This is a genomic window from Herbiconiux aconitum (genome assembly GCF_024979235.1).
GTDB classification, from domain to species: domain Bacteria; phylum Actinomycetota; class Actinomycetes; order Actinomycetales; family Microbacteriaceae; genus Herbiconiux; species Herbiconiux aconitum.
In genome coordinates, this window is sequence record NZ_JANLCM010000002.1 from 671498 (window position 1) to 690738 (window position 19241).

The 19241-nt window shown below is 67.9% G+C and carries 19 protein-coding genes and 1 tRNA gene; 7 read left to right on the forward strand and 13 right to left on the reverse strand.

The window, feature by feature from the left end; all coding sequences use genetic code 11:
* The first annotated feature begins 30 nt into the window (after nt 1-30).
* From N1027_RS14705 to N1027_RS14720, 4 genes are all read left to right on the forward strand, one after another.
* Nucleotides 31-522, forward strand: coding sequence for an NfeD family protein (locus tag N1027_RS14705; RefSeq protein WP_259508882.1), 492 nt, complete (start codon nt 31-33; stop codon nt 520-522).
* Entirely contained in the window at nt 519-1637 is a 1119-nt protein-coding gene (locus N1027_RS14710; RefSeq protein ID WP_259508883.1) for an SPFH domain-containing protein, read from the forward strand. Before N1027_RS14705 ends, N1027_RS14710 begins: the two co-directional genes overlap by 4 nt.
* Nucleotides 1615-2412 (forward strand): glycerophosphodiester phosphodiesterase family protein, encoded by a 798-nt coding sequence (locus N1027_RS14715; RefSeq protein ID WP_259508884.1) that lies wholly within the window; start codon nt 1615-1617, stop codon nt 2410-2412. Before N1027_RS14710 ends, N1027_RS14715 begins: the two co-directional genes overlap by 23 nt.
* Before the next feature lie 104 nt (nt 2413-2516).
* On the forward strand, nt 2517-2882 hold the full coding sequence (locus N1027_RS14720; RefSeq protein WP_092553238.1) for an RNA polymerase-binding protein RbpA: 366 nt from the start codon (nt 2517-2519) through the stop codon (nt 2880-2882).
* A 29-nt stretch (nt 2883-2911) separates the two neighbouring features.
* Here the strand turns inward: N1027_RS14720 and lnt are convergent, their stop codons facing one another.
* The 10 genes from lnt to N1027_RS14770 are packed head-to-tail and all read right to left on the reverse strand — an operon-like array spanning nt 2912 to nt 13246.
* On the reverse strand, nt 2912-4543 hold the full coding sequence (gene lnt, locus N1027_RS14725) for an apolipoprotein N-acyltransferase (RefSeq protein WP_259508885.1): 1632 nt from the start codon (nt 4541-4543) through the stop codon (nt 2912-2914).
* Between the two features lie 11 nt (nt 4544-4554).
* On the reverse strand, nt 4555-7032 hold the full coding sequence (locus N1027_RS14730; protein WP_259508886.1) for a DEAD/DEAH box helicase: 2478 nt from the start codon (nt 7030-7032) through the stop codon (nt 4555-4557).
* Nucleotides 7032-7784, reverse strand: a complete 753-nt coding sequence (gene tatC / locus N1027_RS14735) for a twin-arginine translocase subunit TatC (protein WP_259510415.1) — start codon at nt 7782-7784, stop codon at nt 7032-7034. The genes N1027_RS14730 and tatC overlap by 1 nt, the downstream gene beginning before the upstream one ends.
* A gap of 47 nt (nt 7785-7831) precedes the next feature.
* Nucleotides 7832-8119 carry a Sec-independent protein translocase subunit TatA gene (tatA, locus tag N1027_RS14740; protein WP_259508887.1) on the reverse strand — a complete coding sequence of 96 codons (288 nt, stop codon included), beginning with the start codon at nt 8117-8119 and terminating at the stop codon, nt 7832-7834.
* Nucleotides 8109-8465, reverse strand: coding sequence for a hypothetical protein (locus N1027_RS14745; protein WP_259508888.1), 357 nt, complete (start codon nt 8463-8465; stop codon nt 8109-8111). The genes tatA and N1027_RS14745 overlap by 11 nt, the downstream gene beginning before the upstream one ends.
* A 17-nt stretch (nt 8466-8482) precedes the next feature.
* Entirely contained in the window at nt 8483-9496 is a 1014-nt protein-coding gene (locus tag N1027_RS14750; protein WP_259508889.1) for a helix-turn-helix transcriptional regulator, read from the reverse strand.
* Nucleotides 9496-10515: a helix-turn-helix transcriptional regulator gene (locus N1027_RS14755; RefSeq protein ID WP_259508890.1), complete on the reverse strand. Its 1020-nt coding sequence runs from the start codon at nt 10513-10515 to the stop codon at nt 9496-9498. The genes N1027_RS14750 and N1027_RS14755 overlap by 1 nt, the downstream gene beginning before the upstream one ends.
* Nucleotides 10516-10565: 50 nt before the next feature.
* On the reverse strand, nt 10566-11486 hold the full coding sequence (locus N1027_RS14760; RefSeq protein ID WP_259508891.1) for an FKBP-type peptidyl-prolyl cis-trans isomerase: 921 nt from the start codon (nt 11484-11486) through the stop codon (nt 10566-10568).
* Nucleotides 11487-11534: 48 nt separating this feature from the next.
* Nucleotides 11535-12557, reverse strand: coding sequence for a tRNA (adenine-N1)-methyltransferase (locus N1027_RS14765; RefSeq protein ID WP_259508892.1), 1023 nt, complete (start codon nt 12555-12557; stop codon nt 11535-11537).
* Complete coding sequence (locus N1027_RS14770; protein WP_259508893.1) at nt 12554-13246, reverse strand: HAD family hydrolase; 693 nt, start codon at nt 13244-13246, stop codon at nt 12554-12556. The genes N1027_RS14765 and N1027_RS14770 overlap by 4 nt, the downstream gene beginning before the upstream one ends.
* Before the next feature lie 126 nt (nt 13247-13372).
* Between N1027_RS14770 and N1027_RS14775 the strand changes: the two genes are divergently transcribed.
* On the forward strand, nt 13373-14299 hold the full coding sequence (locus N1027_RS14775; protein ID WP_259508894.1) for a proteasome assembly chaperone family protein: 927 nt from the start codon (nt 13373-13375) through the stop codon (nt 14297-14299).
* Between the two features lie 548 nt (nt 14300-14847).
* Here N1027_RS14775 and mshC read toward each other — a convergent pair.
* The 3 genes from mshC to N1027_RS14790 all read right to left on the reverse strand — a co-directional run bounded on the left by mshC (nt 14848) and on the right by N1027_RS14790 (nt 18438).
* A complete protein-coding gene (gene mshC, locus N1027_RS14780; protein ID WP_259508895.1) occupies nt 14848-16146 on the reverse strand; it encodes a cysteine--1-D-myo-inosityl 2-amino-2-deoxy-alpha-D-glucopyranoside ligase in 1299 nt (432 codons plus the stop codon).
* A gap of 44 nt (nt 16147-16190) precedes the next feature.
* The gene (locus tag N1027_RS14785) at nt 16191-17027 is read right to left on the reverse strand and encodes an undecaprenyl-diphosphate phosphatase (protein WP_259508896.1); all 837 of its coding nucleotides are present in this window, start codon (nt 17025-17027) and stop codon (nt 16191-16193) included.
* 97 nt (nt 17028-17124) lie between these two features.
* Nucleotides 17125-18438 carry a M20/M25/M40 family metallo-hydrolase gene (locus N1027_RS14790; RefSeq protein WP_259508897.1) on the reverse strand — a complete coding sequence of 438 codons (1314 nt, stop codon included), beginning with the start codon at nt 18436-18438 and terminating at the stop codon, nt 17125-17127.
* 106 nt (nt 18439-18544) lie between these two features.
* On the opposite strand from N1027_RS14790, the gene N1027_RS14795 reads away from it, so the two are divergent.
* A tRNA-Leu gene (locus N1027_RS14795) sits at nt 18545-18629 on the forward strand.
* Between the two features lie 110 nt (nt 18630-18739).
* On the forward strand, nt 18740-19240 hold the full coding sequence (locus tag N1027_RS14800; protein ID WP_259508898.1) for a DUF1269 domain-containing protein: 501 nt from the start codon (nt 18740-18742) through the stop codon (nt 19238-19240).
* Nucleotide 19241: the final 1 nt, after the last annotated feature.

Below are 19241 nucleotides of genomic sequence, written 5' to 3' on the forward strand. Positions count from 1 at the left end.
CACCCGATCGACGCCGAGAGGAGACCGTGGATGCTTGAATTCCTCGACTCGTACGCCTGGATCTTCTGGCTCGGGTTGATCCTCGTGTTCGTGGTGATCGAGATGCTCACGCTGGAATTCACCTTTCTGATGCTCGCCATCGGCAGCCTCGGCGGCCTGATCGCCGGGGTCTTCGGGGTGCCGTGGTATTGGCAGATCGTGATCGCCGGGGCGCTGTCTCTGCTGCTCCTTCTCACCCTCCGGCCACCTCTGCTGCGCCTGCTGAAACGAGGCGGCGACACCGCGAAGAGCAATGTCGACGCTCTGCTCGGCCTCGAAGGCCTCGTGGTCGACCAGGTCACCGGCAACGCGGGTCAGGTGAAGCTCTCGAACGGCGACATCTGGACCGCGAGGGTCTCCCCGCTCACCGAGAACCGCGAGTTGCGCCGCGGCGAACGCGTGCTCGTCACGGCCATCGACGGCGCCACCGCCATCGTCGTTCCGGCCGAACGCACCCACGAACAGAAGGAAGGCACCCTGTGAACGATCTCGTCGGGCAGATCATCGTGATCATCGTCATCGTGATCATCGTCATCTTCGTGGTGGTGGTGGTTTCGCGTGCCGTGCGGATCATCCCTCAAGCCCGCGCCGGTGTCGTCGAGCGGCTCGGCCGCTATCACAAGACGCTCATGCCGGGCCTGAACATCCTGGTGCCGTTCATCGACCGGTTGCGTCCGCTGATCGACCTCCGTGAGCAGGTCGTCTCCTTCCCGCCGCAGCCGGTGATCACCGAAGACAACCTGGTGGTCTCCATCGACACGGTCGTGTTCTTCCAAGTGACGGATGCGCGTGCTGCGACCTACGAGATCGCCAACTACCTCGGCGCGGTCGAGCAGCTCGCCACCACCACCCTGCGTAACGTGGTGGGTGGGCTCAACCTCGAAGAGGCTCTCACCAGCCGCGACGAGATCAATGGCCAGCTGCGGATCGTGCTCGACGAGGCCACCGGCAAGTGGGGTATCCGCGTCTCGCGGGTCGAGCTCAAGGCGATCGATCCGCCCCTCTCCATCCAGGACTCGATGGAGAAGCAGATGCGCGCCGAGCGGGAGCGCCGCGCGGTCATCCTGACGGCTGAGGGAACCAAGCAGTCGGCGATCCTCGAGGCCGAGGGGCACCGGCAGGGCGAGATCCTCCGGGCCGAAGGTGACGCCAAGGCCGCGGTGCTGCGCGCCCAGGGTGAAGCCGAGGCCATCACGACGGTGTTCGGTGCCATCCATCGCGGTGAGCCCGACAACCTGTTGCTGGCCTATCAATACCTGCAGACCCTGCCGAAGATCGCCGAGGGCAGCGCCAACAAGCTCTGGGTCATCCCGAGCGAGCTCACCGAGGCACTGAAGGGTATCGGGCAGGCTTTCGGCGAGCGAGGTGCGGCAACCCCGGGCGCTGCTGAGCGTCACGCCGCCGCGGGTGCCGCTGAGCCCAGCGCGCTGGCGGAGGCCGCCGAGCGTGCGGCGGGTGACGCGGCCGCTGCCGCAGCAGCGGCATCAGACGAGGCCACGAGCACACTGCCCGGCAGTATCACGGGCACGGTGCCGAGCACCACGGAGCCCGGCGCGTCGGCGACGGGCACGCCCGGTGCCGCGCCGCAGACCGAGTGACGAGCGGGAGCCGGGCTGGTTCCAGCCCGCGCTCCCCCGCATCCTGGCCCATCGCGGCCTCGCCCTCGGCGTTCCCGAGAACACCCTCGCCGCATTCGAGCAAGCGGTCGCTGCCGGCGCCGGGTACATCGAGACCGACGTCAACGCGTCGGCCGACGGCGTCGCCATCGCCAGCCACGACCAGACGCTCGACCGCATCGCCGGCCGTCCGGAGCGCATCGCCGACCTGACACTCGCCCAGCTGCTGGAGATCGATCTCGGCGGCGGCGTGCGCCTCGTGACCCTCGCCGATGTGCTCGCCGCGCATCCCGGCATCCGGTTCAACATCGACATCAAGTCCGAAGACGTGGCGGCGCCGGCCGCCCGCGCGATCCACGAAGCGGATGCCGCCGATCGGGTGCTGCTCACCTCCTTCTCCACTCGGCGTCGGCGCGCGGCTGTCGACGTGCTCGATGACCGAGTGGCGGCTTCGGCCTCCGTCGGCGAATTCGTGCCGGCGCTCTTCGCGGCGAAGCTGGGACTCGTGCCCGTGGTGCGGTGGCTCCTGCGGCGAGTGGATGCCGTGCAGATTCCGTTGACCGTCTTCGGAATGCGCACCACCACGCCGCGGATGGTGCGGCGCCTGCACGCGGCGGGCGTCGAGATACACGTCTGGACGATCAACGACGTGGCCGTCGCCCGCGGGCTCCTCATGCGCGGAGTGGACGGTCTGGTGACCGACCGCGCCGATCTGATGCTTCCCCTCGCGGAGGAATTCCGCGCCCGTTTTCGGTGAAACGGTGGTTCGCTGAGAGAGTACTGACAATAGGCGTCAGCGGAAAGGTTTCACGCAGCCCGACGGTTTATAACGTTTGAAGCAACGCGAGAGGAGACCACACAATGGCAGATCGCAGTTTGCGTGGAATGCGTCTGGGCGCACAAAGCCTGCAGAGCGAAGAGGGCGTGGTTTTCTCGCCCCGAACGACCTATACGTACCGCTGCGCGACATGTGGCCGCGACACCGACATGGTGTTCTCGGCCGAGGCCGAGGCACCGGAGACCTGGGAATGCAAGTATTGCAGCCACGAAGCGACCCTCATGGTCGGTTCGGAGCCCGTCGAGGTCGACCACGGAGACGTCAAGACGCCCCGTAGTCACTGGGACATGCTGCTCGAGCGGCGCACGCGTGCCGAGCTCGAGGAGCTCCTGGAGGAGCGCCTCCAGTACCTCCGGGCACGCCGGGGAACGCAGAAGATCGGCGCCTGACCGCTCGTCAGCATTTGGCGCCATCACGATCAGGAACGTCGCCTGGCCTTCACGGGCCGGGGCGACGTTCTCGTCGTTAAGGCCACCGCCAGTCCGATGATGCCGAACCCGGCCACCAGCCACTCGATCTGGAACCCGACGAGCGCGGCGGGCGTCGGCACAGTGGCCAGCGGCACGTCGGAGACCATCGCGCCGGCCTGATAGGCCGGGATGCCGGTGATGGTGCGCCCGTCGGGCCCGATGATCTGACTGGTGCCCACCGTCGAGATGTTCACCACGCTCCGGCCGAGCTCGATCGCCCGCAGTCGCGCGATGGCCAGCTGCTGCAGGTTCTCGTCGGTCTTGCCGAAGTCGGCGTTGTTCGTCTGCGAGAGCACGACCTGCGCCCCTTCGTCCGACATCTCGCGCATCACGGCGTCGTCGGTGATGTCGAAACAGATCGAGATGCCGGCGATCAGCCCGTTGATGTCGAAGGTGAGGTCGGTGCTGCCGAACTGGTAATCGCGCGTCACCAGGTCGACGAGGTCGGGTTGGAGGGCATGGAAGAAGTCGCGGTTGGGCATCCACTCGGCGAAGGGCACCGGATGCCGCTTGTCGTAGAAGTCGGCGACTCCCCCGTTCTCCCAGAGCAGTGAGGTGTTGTAGACCTTGTCGCCGCGCTGCTGGATGGTGCCGACCACGAGCGGAACCCCGCCGAGCGACTCGCTCACGGCATCGAGGGTCTGCGCCGCCACCGGGTAGCGGGCGGGATCGATGTCGGAGGCGTTCTCCGGCCACACCACCACGTCGAGCTTCTGGCCTTCGAGCGGCACCGACGCCGCCACGTGGTCGCTCAGGATGTCGCCCGGCTGGTGCACCGCGAACAGGCCCGCGTTCGAGTTGCCCTGCACGGCAGCGATCCGCGAGGTTCCGGATGTCGGTGCCGGCCAGGCGGGAACGGCGAGGAGTGCGGCGATCGCGATCGCCCCGGCCAGCACGCGGCTCGAGCTGCGGAGGTCGAACTCCCGACCGAGCTGGATCAGGAACACGACCGTCCACACGAGCACGAAGCTGAGCCCTGACATGCCGAGCCAGGCCACGATGTCGGCGAACGGGCTCTCCGACTGCGACATGGCGACGCGGCCCCAGGAGAATCCGCCGTAGGGCGCGATGGAGTTGATGCCTTCGCGCAGCACCCAGAGCCCGGAGACGATGATCGGCACGAGTCCCAGTCGACCCCAGCGGCTCGGCCAGACCCGTTCGGCGCGGCGGTAGACGAGCGCGATGAGGATCGAGCCGAGTCCGAAGTAGACGGCCTCGAAGCCCGACAGGCCGAGCCACGGAACAGGGCCGAGGTACAGGGTGAGCCAGAAGATGTGCACGCCCCAGAAGGTCGCGCCGGCGACGGCTCCGATGAGGAACGCGCTCTTCCATCCGCGCCCGATGAGACCGGCGAGCACGATGCCGACACCGACGAGCGTGAGCGGCCACCACCCCTTGTCGGGGAACCCCGCGTCGAGGGCGATTCCCGCCCCCACAGCGCCGAGCAGAGCCAGCCAGAGGGGCATCAGCGGTCGTGCGAAGCGGCGGGGCTCCTCGAGCGAACGGCGGAGGTCGATCAGCTGCGGATCGGCGGTGGTCGTCGTGACCGGACGAGTGGGCGGGGTCAGTGTGGCGCTCATGTTCGCTTCTCTCACGCCACCGAGGAGTAAGCGACGATGCCGCGACGCACCGCATCGATGGCCGAGCGCGCCGTCGACGAGAGGTGAGCATCCGAGGTTCCCTGCAGCTGGTCGAGCAGGTCGATGGTCTGCTTCGACCAGCGCACGAAGTCGCCGGCGGCCATGTCGGCCTCGTTCAGCACGTCGTCGAGGGTGCCGCCGCGCGCCCACTTGTGCATCGCCGTGGAGAGACCCGTGGCCACCGGATCGCTGCCGGGCAGCTTGTGTTCGCGCTCGATGTCGTCGATCTGGGCCCAGAGCGTCTGCGTCTTGTCGAGAGCCACACGGAAGGCGCCGCGCGGCAGGAACCGTTCGGCCGCCTCGCTCTCGTCGCGCCGCGGTTCGTACACCAGAGCGCACGCGATGGCGGCCAGCGACGCCGGGTCGAGGTCGCGCCAGACCTGGCGGCGGATGCACTCGGCCACCAGCAGATCGCGTTCGCCGTAGATGCGCTTCAGGGTGTGGCCGTGCTGGGTGAGCACCGTCGCACCTTCGTCGTCGATGGCGAGGTAGCCGAGGCCGAGCAGCACGTCGGTGACGCGATCGAAGACCTTGGCGATGACGTTGGTGCGGGTCTGGATCTGCTGGGTGAGGCGATCCGTCTCCTTCTTGAGGGTGAACCAGCGCTCGGCCCAGCGGGCGTGCGCCTCGCGGTCTTTGCAGCCGTGCACCGGATGCGAACGCAGCTGTTTACGCAGCGACTCGATGCGCCGCTGCCGCTTCTCCCGCTCGCCCCGCGATGCCGTGGCTGAGCGCCCCGCGCCGGCCCGTTCGAGGTCGGTGAGTTCGCGACGGATGCGCGCGTACTCCTTGAAGTCGCCGAGGTGGCAGGTCATCGACTTCTCGTAGCCGGCCAGCGACTCCTCCTGCTGCCGCACCTTGCGGGCCAGGTCGACGACCGCTCGGTCGGCTTGGAACTGCGCGAACGACGACTCGAGGATCTCGCGGGTGCGCGGCCGGCCGAACTGGTCGATCAGGTTCACGGCCATGTTGTAGGTGGGCCGGAAGCTGGAGTTCAGCGGATAGGTGCGCCGCGAGGCGAGCGAGGCCACCTCCTGCGGGTCGAGGCCCTCGCGCCACTGGATGACCGAGTGCCCCTCTACGTCGATGCCGCGACGGCCCGCACGGCCCGTGAGTTGGGTGTACTCCCCCGCCGTGATGGACACCCGCGCCTCGCCGTTGAACTTCTCGAGCTTCTCGAGCACGACGGTGCGGGCGGGCATGTTGATGCCGAGGGCGAGCGTCTCGGTGGCGAAGACCACCTTCACCAGCTTCTTCTGGAACAGCTCCTCCACCACCTCCTTGAAGGCGGGCAGCATTCCGGCGTGGTGGGCGGCGACACCTCGCATCAGCCCCTCGGTCCATTCCCAGTAGCCGAGCACCGCGAGATCTTCGTCGAGCAGGGTGCGGCAACGCTCGTCGACGATGCGACGGATCTCCTCGCGTTCCTCCGCGGTGGTGAGGCGCACTCCCCCGCGCAACACCTGCTTGACGGCCTGGTCGCATCCGATCCTGCTGAACACGAAGAAGATGGCCGGCAGCAGCCGATGCTCGTCGAGCAGGGCGACCACGTCGGGCCGATCCATCCGTTCGAAACCCTGGCCGTGCGGGCGGTAGCCGCCGCCGCGGCCACGTCCGCCGCCGCCGCCGCGGCGACCGCCGCCCTGACGAGCCGACGCCAGCGAGGCGCCGCCACGCACCAACTGGGCGAGTTCGGGATTGACCCGGTTGGTCGCTGCGCGCCCGGTCGAGTCGAAGAGATCGATCAGCTTCGTCTTCACGAGGGCGTGCTGATCGAGGGGCACGGGTCGCTCTTCGGAGACGATCACCTCGGTGTCGCCGCGCACGGCCTGCAGCCAGTCACCGAACTCCTCCGCATTCGAGACCGTCGCCGAGAGGGAGACGAGTTTCACGGTCTGTGGAAGGTGGATGATCACCTCTTCCCAGACGGCACCACGGAAGCGGTCGGCCAGGTAGTGCACCTCGTCCATCACCACGAAACGCAGATTCGTGAGCAGTCCGGAATCGGCGTAGAGCATGTTGCGCAGCACTTCGGTGGTCATCACCACGATGCGGGCGTCAGCATTGATGTTGGTGTCGCCGGTGAGCAGCCCCACCTCGTCGGGACCGTACTCGGCCACGAACTCCTGGAACTTCTGATTCGAGAGCGCCTTCATCGGCGCCGTGTAGAACACCTTGTCGCGCACCGATTGCATCGCCAAATGCACGGCGAACTCGGCCACGACGGTCTTGCCGGCGCCGGTCGGAGCGGCGACGAGCACACTGCGGCCGTCTTCGAGGGCCCCTGCCGCCTCGATCTGGAACGGGTCGAGATCGAACGCCAGCCCGCTCCGGAACTGCGCGACCTGCGGATGCCCCGCACGGGTGCGGCTCGCTGCGAACCGCTGCGCCGGACTCAGCACGTCGCTCGTCTCTCCCGCGGCGGCCATCAGACGGCCAACTCGATGTCGAGCTTCTCGATCGCACGGCGCTTGCGGCGGTCGTGCAACCAGGCGATCCCCGCGGCGGTGAAGTAGAGCAGCAGCATCGGGATGGCGAGCAGGAACATCGACATCACGTCGGCGGCCGGGGTGGCGATGGCCGTGAACAGGGTGATGGCGAGGATGGCGATGCGCCAGGACTTCAGGATGGCGACAGCGCTCAGCACGCCCGCGAAGTTGAGGATGACGAGGAACACCGGCAGCACGAACGCGATGCCGATCGCGAGCACGAGCTTCAGCACGAAGTCGTAGTAGGAGCGCGCGGTGAGCAGCGCGGTCGTGCCCTCGGGCGCGAACCCGGTGAGCAGTGTCACCATGTGCGGCAGCACGAACCACCCGGCGACGCAGCCGGCCAGGAAGAGCGGAACGGCGGCGCACACGAAGCCGAGGGCATACCCCTTCTCCTTCTTCTTCAGACCCGGCATCACGAACGCGAACACCTGGTAGAGCCACACGGGCGAGGAGAGCACGACGCCGACCGTGAAGGCGATCTGGATGCGCAGATCGAACGCCGAGGAGACGTCGGTGAAGTTGAGGCTGGCTTCGCGGCCCTGCTGCGCGGCCAGATCGGCGATCGGCTGGGTCAGCGCGGAGAGGATGAAGTCGGAGAGGATGAACCCGACCACCATGCCGAGCACGATGGCCAGCGCTGAGATGAACAGCCGGTTGCGCAGCTCGACGAGGTGGGCGCCGAGTGACATCCGGCCGTCACGGGAGCGCCGCCGGGAAGACTTGACGGCCACCGACCCTACGACTTCGGTTCGGACTTCGTCTCCGGAGCGATCGTCGCCTCAGAGGGCGCCGTGCCGGAGGCCGGCGGTGCAGCGGGTGCAGCCGGAGCAGCTGGAGGGGTCGTCTCGACCGGAGGGGTGGCCTGGTCGGCGTTCTCCTCCTTCATGGCCTTCGTCTCGCTGCGGAAGATGCGCATCGACTGGCCGAGGCTCTTCGAGAGCGCGGGCAGACGGGTCGCCCCGAACAACAGCAGGATGACGACGAGGATGATGACCAGGTGCCACCCGTTGAGGTTACCGAGCATTGGTCCACTTCCTTATCGTCGGAATCGTTTCGGGATTCACCAGCAGTTTACCGCGTTTGATCCGGGCTTCTCTGCGTGCCTGCTTCAATTCGGCTTTGCGCTCCAGATGGAGTTCGCGCCGCCGTACGGTCTCGACGTAGCCGAGCAGGATCGCGCGATCGGTCGGCTCCTCCGGGGCCAACTCCTCGACGTTCTCGTTGAGCCGCGCCACCTTGTCGGAGAGCTCCTCGAGCGCGTGCATCACCGCGACGCCTTTGCGGAACAGGCGGTAGCCGAGCCACGCGAGCATGCCGAAGAATCCGAGCCCCAGAACCACCCAGATGATCAGCCACGCCCACCACGCCATGGGCACAGCCTACCGAGCTATCCGGAGGGGGCGTCGCGGTACCGCGCGAGAGCCGCTTCCGCCCATCCCACCACGGCAGCGCGGGCCTCCGGCGGGTCGACGATCGTCACGGCCGACGACATCGCCGTGACCAGGCGCTTCAGGCTGTGGATGTGGGCGACGCGGATGCGGGCGCGCACCCGTCCGGAGGCGTCGGCCGCGGCATCCGGTGCCCGCGTCTCGACACTCGAGACGAACTCGCCGAGCAGGGAGAGCGCCGAAGGATCGAGTTCGATGGTGACGATGAGGTCGTCGGCCGCCCCCTGGAACAGGCTGTCGCCGAGGCGTACGTCGTCGTGCGGGTCGGAGACCGGTTCGTCGGTGACTCGGATGCCCGTCATCCGGTCGAGACGGAAGGTGCGCACGGCCTCGCGCAGGTGGTCCCAGGCGCGGAGGTACCAGTCCTCGTTGTCGGAGTCGATGCGCAGCGGGTCGACCCTCCGCCGCTCCCGCGAACCGCGGGAGGTGAGGTAGTCGAACTCGATCTGCACCCGGCGGCCGAGAGCATCCCGCACCTCGGCGAGGGATCCGGCGGCGTCGGATGACGCGACCGCGACCTGGCTGGGGCTCTCGGAGGCGCCGCGCGCCAGCTTGTCCATCAACGAGGAGTAGACACCGCTGTCGACGTTCTCGGGCAGCGACTGGAGGTACTGCAGCCCCGCGATCAGCGCGGCGGCCTCGCGGGCCGAGAATCGGGGTGAGTCGTCGAGCGCCACCATGTGGGTGATCACGATCTCGTCGCGCTCGTCGAAGTCGTCCCAGGAGATGTCGAAAAGGTCGCCGTGCTGGTACTGCATCGTGTCGCCCGGCACTCCCGAGACGGCGATGAGCGAGACCGCGTCGCGGATCTGCTTCTCCGAGACCTGGAAGTGCGTCGCGGCATCCGCCACCGACACCCGTCCGTTGTCGATCAGATAGGGAACGAGTGCGAGGAGGAAGGTCAGCTTGTCTTGTGCGTAGGCCAGGGGCTGGCCGGAACGAGGAGTGGCCATCAGTCGCCCGCCCCCGCGGGCACGGCATGAGCCCGCGCGGTGGCTTCGAGCCGCGAGACCACCGCGTCGACCAGCCGCGCCGGGCCGACCACGCGCACTTCGGGCCCGAAGCCCGCCAGTTCGTCGGCCAGCAGATTGACATCGGTGAAGTGCAGCAGCACGCGGCCCTGGTCGCCTGATTCGGCGCCACGACGGCGGGACAGCCGTACCTCGGCGTCGGTGCCCGGTTCGACCTCGAGCTCGGCCACGTTCGCCTCCCAGATCTCGTCGAGCTCCTCGAGCGCCGAGGCGGCATAGTTGCCGGGCGGCACATCGACGCTCTGCCGGCCGAGCTTCACCGCGCCGGTGATGCGTGAGAGCAGGAAGGTACGCTGTTCGCCCGACCCTCGGTCGATCGCCTTGAGGTGCCAGCGGCCCTGGTGCTGCACGAGCGCGAGCGGGGTCACCGTGCGCTGGCGCGCACCGGGGTCGCCGGGTTTGAGGTAGGAGAACGACGCCGTGACGCGCCGGGAGAGCGCATCCGAGAGCGGGTCGAAAGCAGCGTCGCGCGTGCGGATGCGCGGCGCGTAGCCGAGCACCGGATCACTGGTGTCCACACCGATCGACCGCAGCTTCAACAGAGCGCGCTGCGACTCCCGGGACAGGGATCCCTCCCGCCAGGCCATCGCGGCGAGGTTCAACAAGGTCGTCTCGGCCGCCGAGAACGCGATGTCGGCCGGCAGCTCGTATGCCGTGCGGGGAATGCGATAGCGCGACGACTGATTGTTGCCCGGGTCTCCCGGTGACTCGATGGTCTCGAGCGGAACTCCGAGCTCGCGGATGTCGTCTTTGTCGCGTTCGAACTGGCGCTCGAGCGAGCCGTTGTCGCCGTAGGCGTCGTAACGCTGACGATAACCCTGCACCGTGGAGAGGATTTCGTTCTTCGTCAGCCCCGACTCGGTCGCGAGAAGCGCCAGTACCAGACTGAACAGCCTCTCCTCGACCGGGACAGGCGCGGGCGATTGCTTCTGCGGCGACACGCAAGAATTCTAGTTCGTGCGCGGGGTGCCGCAGACTCTCCGCCGCCGCATCAGTTCCCTGAAGCGGTCGGCAGGACGCCCAGGATGTCGACGACGTAGGCCGTGGCCGTGCCACCCGCCGCATCCGGAAGCACCACGAGCACCTCGGAGCCGACCGTCTGACCCACCAGGAACGGCGTGATGCCGGCCGGTGTGGTCGACGTCGAGCCCGCGGCCGGAGTCTCGGTCATCTCCCAGAGCAGCGGCGAACCGTCTTCCCAGGTCGATGACGCCACCTTGTCGGGCGTGGCGTAGGAGACGGCCAGCGACTGCACGATGATCGAGTCGCCCTCGGCGACCACCGGGCCGCCACCCTTCTTCAGCAGAGCCGACTTGGCCTCGGTGGGTGTGTCACCCGAGACGATCGTGATGCCGGGCCGCCCGGTCGAGTCGTGCACGACGCTGGGGAATCCGGCCTGCGCCGGCTGGTCGGCTCCGGTCGCGGTGCGCGGGAAAGTCGAGGTGATGTCGAACACCATCACCACCGAGCCGGTGGCGCCGCTGAAGATCGTGGTCGCCTGGTCGTTCGGGAGCACGATCGCGACGCGCTCTCCGGCGCTGGTGCAGAGCAGACCGTTGCGGAGGCCCTCGGGCAGCGAGTCGGCGAGCACCAGCGCAGTGGACTGCGGGGCGCCGGCGGCGGCTCCGGTCTCGCCGTCGTAGACGGAGTAGTCGACCACCACGGTGCTGCCGGGGCCGACCAGCTCGCCGGAGCCGGGGATGAGCACCGAGCGCTCCGCGTTCTGCGCGACCAGCGGGAACGGGAAGCTGGCCGCAGGGTCTGCGCCCAGCTTGCCGGTGGCCGTGATGGCCTCGCTCGAGTCACCGGGCGGCGTGGCCGTCGAACAGTCGGGAGCTGCGGGCGAGCCGCTGCACGCGGCGAGCGACAGCAGAAGCCCTGCCGACAGAATGAGCGCGAGAGACTTGCGCACGGATCCTCATTTCCTGCATTCGACGAGCCGTCGGCCCGGTGAGCGAAACTATCCTATTTCATCGTCGGGAAGCTGGATTCCGCCCGACTCCCGCTCTTCGCGGGCCTTTGCGGCATCGGCGGTGGCCGTAGCGGCCCGCACGCGCTTGCGGAGGCTCTTCGCGCTGATGCCGCGCTCCCCCAGTGCGCCCGGGGTCCAGGCCTCGACGTCGTCTTCGGAGAAGTCGCTCTTCGAGGCGCGACGCTTCAGTTCGGGCAGGATCGCTCCGGGCGCGAGCCGCCTCGCCGTCACGAGAAAGCCGGTGTGGCCGATCATCCGGTGGTCGGGCCGCACGGCGAGTCCTTCGACGTGCCAGCCGCGCACCATGGTCTCACTCGGGATCGGGTTGGTGAAGACATCCGATTCGCGGATGGCCTCGACCACCCGCGAGAGCTGGGTCACGGTCGCGACGTAGCAGAGCACCACGCCGCCGGGCTTGAGTGCAGCTGCGACGGCGTCGACGCATTCCCAGGGCGCGAGCATGTCGAGCACCACGCGGTCGACGGTGTGATCCGGATGCGTGGCCGGCAACGCTTCGACGAGGTCGCCGACGGTCACGGTCCACGACTCGGGGTCGCGCCCGAAGTAGGCGGCGACGTTGGCGCGTGCCACGTCGGCGAACTCGTCCCGCCGTTCGAAACTCGACAGATGGCCCTCAGGACCGATCGCCCGGAGCAGCCAGAGCGAGAGCGCGCCCGATCCGACGCCGGCTTCCACGACCGTGGCTCCCGGGAAGATGTCGGCCTGAGCGAGGATCTGCGCGGCATCCTTCGGGTAGATGATGGCGGCGCCGCGAGGCATCGACATCACGAAGTCGGTCAGCAGCGGGCGGAGCGCCAGGTGCTCCACGCCGACGGAGTTCTTCACGACCGAGCCGTCGGGCAGGCCGATCAGGGCGTCGTGGTCGATGAAGCCGCGGTGCGTGTGGAAGACCTTGCCCGATTCGAGGGTGATGCTGTTGAGCTTGCCCTTGGGGCCGGTGAGCTGCACCCGGTCGCCTTCACGGAACGGGCCGCTGTATTGCGCGGTCATGCGCTCTGGCCCGCGTCGCTGCGCACCTCGGCGAGCACGGTCGCCAGGTCGTCGGGCGTCACGCCCTCGAGGGTGTTCCACACCCGGTCCGCACCCGAGTCGTCGAGGTTCAGCAAGTGCTGCACTCCGATCACGGCCGCCCCCGAGGCGACGGCGGAGGTGACGCCGGTCACCGAATCCTCGATCGCGACGGTGTGCGCGATGTCGACGCCGAGCGTCTGGGCGGCAGTGAGGTAGGCCTCCGGATGCGGCTTGCTCTGCGTCACGACATCGGCCGACACGACCGTCGCGAAGACGTCAGCGGGCACGAAACCGGCCACGTGACGGGCCATCCGGCCGATCGACATGGTCACGAGCGCCTGCGGCACTCCGCGCTCGTGCAGGGCGGTGAGCAGCTCGAGCGCTCCGGGCCGCCAGGGCACGTGCTCGCTGATCTGCTCCATCACTTTGGTGGAGAGGAGCTGGATGATCTCATCGGCCGGCATCTCGACGCCGAACTCCTGCATGATGCGAGCACTGCGGTCGAGCCCCGAGCCCACCAGGGTCATCGCGGCCTCATGCGTCCAGGTGCCGCCGTAGGATTCCACCAGCTCTTCCTGAGCGCGCATCCAATACGGCTCGGTGTCGACGATGGTGCCGTCCATGTCCCAGAGGACTGCGGCGGGCAAGGCAGGTGCGGATTCGGTCACGGGCGACAAGTCTACGGCGTCGCGATCCGGCCTCACTTTTCCTCACCTCTCGGTGGAACGCCTATCCTTGACTGACGGCACCCGCACCGTGCGGACGTCTCGGAAGGCAGTGAGGTACCCATCACGGTGACAGACAACGGATTCCTCCGCGGACGGCTGCTGCTGGTCGCGTTCGAAGGCTGGAACGACGCCGGCGAAGCGGCCACCGGTGCGCTCCGGGTGCTCAAGGAGCAACTCGAGGTGGTTCCGATCAGCGAGGTCGACACCGAGGAGTACTTCGACTTCCAGTTCAACCGGCCGACGGTCTCGGCCGACGACGAAGGCCGGCGCGTGCTCACCTGGCCGGGCGCGACCGTGTACGGGCCCGATGGCGCCGTCGACACGGAGGCGACGGCGACGCCGGGCTCATCCGTCGATGCCGACGACGACTCGCACGTCTATCTCCTGATCGGCTCCGAGCCCTCCCGCAACTGGAAGAAGTTCACGGCCGAGATCATGTCGGCGGCAGTCGCCGAAGACATCAGCGGGGTGCTGCTGCTCGGGGCGATGCTCGCCGACGTGCCGCACACCCGGCCCATCTCGGTCTTCGCCACCAGCGAGAACCCACTGGTGCGCAGTGAGCTCGACATCGAGCGCAGCTCCTACGAAGGACCGGTGGGCATCCTCAGCGTCATCGCCGACGCCGCCGAGAACGCGGGCATCCCCGCCATCTCGATCTGGGCATCCGTGCCGCACTACGTGCACAACGCGCCCTCCCCGAAGGCCACTCTGGCCCTGATCGACAAGATCGAAGAGCTCATCGACGTGCAGATCGACCGGGGTGAACTCGTCGAGGAGTCGAGCGCCTGGGAATCGGGCATCGACGCGTTGGCGGGCGAAGACGAAGACATGGCGGCGTACATCCAGCAGCTCGAGCAGGCGCGCGACACCGTCGACTCGCCCGAGGCGAGCGGCGAGGCCATCGCTCAGGAGTTCGAGCGCTACCTCCGCAAGCGCGGCGACGGTCGCGCCGGCGGCGATGGTCGGCCCGACGAGCCCTGGCGTCGCGACTGAGTTGGTTGCCTCGGGCGCCGTGCTTCGCGCGGCGTCCTCGGGCGTCGCCGGTCCTTGCCCGGCGCCGCGCGACATGCTCGCGTGCGGTCGCTGACGCGGCCGCGCGCTCACCCTGGGTCGTCGAGTAGGGCCTGTTGCGTGGCGTGCCGTGCGCTCGTGTGCGAAACGACGGAGTTTCGGGGCCCACACCGGAAACGACGGAGGCTCCGCCCGCAGTTCCGCGCCCCCTCCGTCGTTTCGTTCTCGTTCTCGTTCTCGTTTCCCAAGTCGTGGGGCGCGAGACCGCAGGCCGCGGGCCGCTCCCGGATGACCCAGGGTGAGGCCGAGGCCGCGTCAGCGACCTCAGCCGAACATGTCGCCTCGCGCCGCAGAAGCGGCGGCGCGAGAAATGAGCGCCGAGCTACCCGGCAGGGCAGCTCAGCGCGGGCAGTGGCGAGGCGGTACAGAAGCGGCGGCGCGAGCAATAAGGGCTCGCCCAGCCGAAGGCCGGGCGAGCCCGAAGAATGCGGCGCGGTACCCAGTTCCCCGGCCCCCGCAACAGCCGGTACCTACAGCCGAATCCCCAAAAGCGCATCCAACATGCGAGCCGCCAGCGCGTTCGACGCCGCCGAGTGCGGCACTGCGTACCAGGCGTCGAACTCGTCGAGGGCGCCGGGGGTGTCGAGGTCGTCGTGCAGGCGCAGGCGCACGCGCTCCAGGAGTAGCAGCGCGTCATCCGCGTCGAGGCCCTCGTCGAATTCGTCGTCGACGAGCGGACGGACGGTGGATGCACGCCAGCCCGCCAGGCGCTCGGCAGCCCGCAGCTCGTCGCCGCGGTGCCACTCCCAGTCGTCGCGGTAGCAGTGCGAGAGGATGGCCAGGCGGATGGCGGCCGGTTCGACACCCGCTTCCCGCAGCTGTGAGACGAGCACGAGATTGCCGAGCGACTTGCTCATCTTCTCGCCGTCGAAGGCCACCAGACCGCCGTGGGCGTTGACCCGCGCGAAGCGCTGACCGGTGAGGGCCGTGGCGTGTGCGGCGCTGAACTCGTGGTGCGGGAAGACGAGGTCTCCTCCCCCGCCCTGCACGCAGATCGTGTCGCCCAGGGTCTCGCGGGCGATGACGGAGCACTCGATGTGCCAGCCGGGTCGCCCGCGGCGGATCTCGGCATGAGACGTCTGCCAAGCGGGTTCGCCGGCGCGCTCGACGCGCCAGAGCAGCGGATCGAGGGGGTCGCGCTTACCGGGGCGGGCCGGGTCTCCCCCGCGTTCCGCGAAGAGGCGGCTCATCGTCTCGCGGTCGAGGCCGCTCTCCGAACCGAGCACCCAGGGCGTCGACCGCTCGGCCGCCGCGATGTCGAAGTACCAGTCCGAGGCCGACGCGTCGACCGCATCCGGAGTCGGCACGGTGTAGGCGATACCCGCGGCGCGCAGTTCGTCGACGGCGCGTGCGATGTCGTCGATGGTCTCGGTGACGCCGACGTAGGCATCCGGTGGCCGCACGCCGAGCGCCGCCATGTCGGTGCGGAACAACTCGATCTGGCTCGCGGCGAGCTCTCTCCAATCGACGCCGGTGGCGGTCGCACGTTCGAGCAGCGGGTCGTCGACGTCGGTGATGTTCTGCGTGTACGAGACGTCCAGACCCGCGTCGATCCAGGAGCGGATCAGGGTGTCGAAAGCCAAGTAGGTGGCCGCGTGCCCGATGTGCGTGGCGTCGTAGGGCGTGATGCCGCAGACGTAGAGTGTCGCGGCGCCGCCGGCGCCCGTGACGGTGGAGTCGAGGAAACGGCCGCTCGAATCGTCGTGGATGCGCGGCGCTTCACCGCGCCCGGGGAGCTCGGGGATGTCGGGACGGGGCCAGGAATGCACCGGTCAAGCTTAGTTGCGTTCCCTGAAGGAATCCGTGTAGCCGCCTAGGCCGCGATGACGCCCGTCGAGAGCAGCACGATCAGCACGCCGCCGAGCGCGATCCTATAGATGACGAAGGGCAAGAAGCTGCGCTTGGAGATGTAGCTCATGAAGAACGCGATCACCACGAGGCCGACGATGAACGCGATGACCGTCGCCACCAGCGTCTCGAGAGGGCCGAACCCGCCCGACACGGTCTCACTGCCACCGAGGCTCTTCGCCACCTGGAACAGGCCACTCCCGAACACCGCGGGAATCGCGAGCAAGAACGAGTAGCGCGCAGCGGCGCGGCGCTCGTAGCCCATGAAGAGGCCGGCCGTGATCGTGCCGCCCGAGCGGGACACGCCGGGGATGAGTGCGAGCGCCTGGGCGAAGCCGAAGATGATGCCGTGCGGCACCGTGAGGTCTTTCAACCGCCGCCGTTTCGCTCCCACGTAGTCGGCGATGCCGAGCAGGATGCCGAAGACGATCAACGTCGTCGCCACGATCCAGAGCGAGCGGAACGTCGTCTCGATGTCGTCTTGGAACAGCACGCCGAGGATCACGATCGGGATGGAGCCGATGATGATCAGCCAGCCCATCCGCGCATCCGGATCGTTGCGGGGAACGCGACCCGCCAGCGATTTGGCCCAGCGGGAGACGATCCGCACGATGTCGCGCCAGAAGAACACGACCACAGCGGTCTCGGTTCCGAGTTGAGTGATGGCGGTGAACGCAGCACCCGGGTCTTTCGCACCGGGGAGCAATTCCCCCACGATGCGCAGGTGCGCGCTCGACGAGATCGGCAGGAACTCGGTCAGGCCCTGGACGAATCCGAGGATGACGGCGTTGAGAAAGTCCATGTCTCCCTTTTGGAGTGATCGTGCGCGGATGCGGACTCGCATCCCGCGCGCCGGTCGCGACCACGTGGTCGCAATGCGGCCGTTCTGCGGCGCGGTGTCAGTACCGCAGCAGCAGGTCGGTCAGAACGTCTGAGCCAAACCCTAGCGCGTCGAGCGGCACGCGCTCGTCAACGCCGTGGAACATGGCGGGAAAGTCGAGGGTGGGCGGCAGCTGCAGCGGGGCGAACCCGAATCCACGGATGCCGAGCAGACTCAGTGCTTTGTTGTCGGTGCCTCCGGAGAGCAGATACGGCAGCACCTCGGCGCCCGGGTCGTGTCGTTGCAGCGACGCGACCATGGCGTCGACGAGCTCGCCGTCGAAGGTGGTCTCCAGTCCGATGTCGCGGTGCGAGATCACGATCTCGATGTCGTCGCCCACGATCGCGCGGATCTCTTCGAGCACCGCATCCTCCTCGCCCGGCAGCACCCGCACGTCGATCATCGCCTCCGCGCGGTCGGGGATGACGTTGTGCTTGTAGCCGGCGGTGAGCCCCGTGGGATTCGTGGTGGTGCGGAGGGTCGCCGTGATGAACCGCGAGGTGGTGCCCGTCGCGAGCGCGATCTCGTCGGGGCTCAGCAATTGCGCGTCCTTGCCGAGCAGTTCCGCGACGCGGTCGAGCAGCTGCCGCGTGGTGGCTGTGAGGTGCATCGGCCACTCCCGGGCGCCGATCGCGGCCACCGCACGGGCCAACCGCGTGACGGCGTTGTCGCGGTTGATCTGCGAGCCGTGGCCGGCGGTTCCGCGCGCAACGAGCTTCAACCAGATCAGCGCTTTCTCGCCGGTCTGCACCAGGTAGGCACGCTTGCCGTCGAGGTCGATGGAGTAGCCACCCACTTCGCTGATCGCCTCGGTGGCACCGGCGAAGAGCTCCGGATGCTCGGTGACGAGGTGATGGGAGCCGAAGACTCCCCCGTTCTCCTCGTCGGCGAAGAAGGCCACCACGAGGTCGCGTTCGGGCTGCCGACCCGACGAGAGGATGCGGTCGAGCGCGGAGACGATCATCGCATCCATGTTCTTCATGTCGACGGCGCCCCGACCCCAGAGCATGCCGTCGGCGATCACGCCGCCGAACGGGTCGACCGACCAGTCCTCCGCAATGGCCGGCACGACATCCGTGTGGCCGTGCACGACGAGTGCCGGTTTGGAATGGTCGCGGCCCTCCACACGGGTCACGATGCTCGTGCGGCCGGGAGCCGCATCGAAGGATTGCACGGTCAAACCCAGTCGCTCGAGGTGGGCCGCGAGGTACTCGGCGGCCTCGGTTTCGCCGTTCGACCGGCCCTCTCCGAAATTCGAGGTGTCGAACCGGATGAGGTCGCGCGCGATGCGTGTCGTCAGGTCGGGTTCGGCGCTCGGAGGAGTGGACGTCATACCCCTCACGCTACCGTTCCGCGGGAGCCGCACCGGTGGATTTGCCGGGTGCGCATCCGTGCTATTGTCTTTCCTTGGCTGGTTGAGCAATCAATCACCGGCACCAGTCCGGGTGGCGGAAATGGCAGACGCGCTAGCTTGAGGTGCTAGTGCCCGTATAGGGCGTGGGGGTTCAAGTCCCCCCTCGGACACACTGGTTGAGACAGTGAACGAAAAGAAGGCCTGGCATGACGCCAGGTCTTTTTTTCGTTAACCCGCATCCTCTACGCTCGTAAAAAACGGAGAAAGGTTTCACACACTCATGGCCGATTTGATCGTCATCGCCTTTGACAACGAAAAAGACGCCGAAGGCGCCTACGAGAAGGTGCAGGAGCTCCAGGGCGACCTGATCGTGCAGCTCTCCGGCCTCGCTCTGGTGAAGGTCGACGAACAGGGCAAAACCCATGTGGAGCACCCCGGAGCGGCCGGCAACATCGGCCTCGGGGCGGCCGGGGGTGCGCTGTTCGGAACGCTCATCGGCATCCTGTTCTTCGTGCCGTTCTTCGGTCTCGTGTTCGGCGGTCTCATCGGCGCCCTGTTCGCCGGCATCGACAAGACGGGCCTCAACAGCGAGTTCCGCGCCCAGGTCAAGGAGTCGGTCACCGCCGGCAAGTCGGCCGTGGTGATCTACACGGTGAAACTCACCGAAGACAAGTTCGCGGCGGCCATCGCCCCCTTCAACGGCACGGTCATCAAGACCTCGCTGAGCGAAGAGGACGAGAAGACGCTCATCCACGACCTCGCCGACAAGCCTCAGGCGTAGT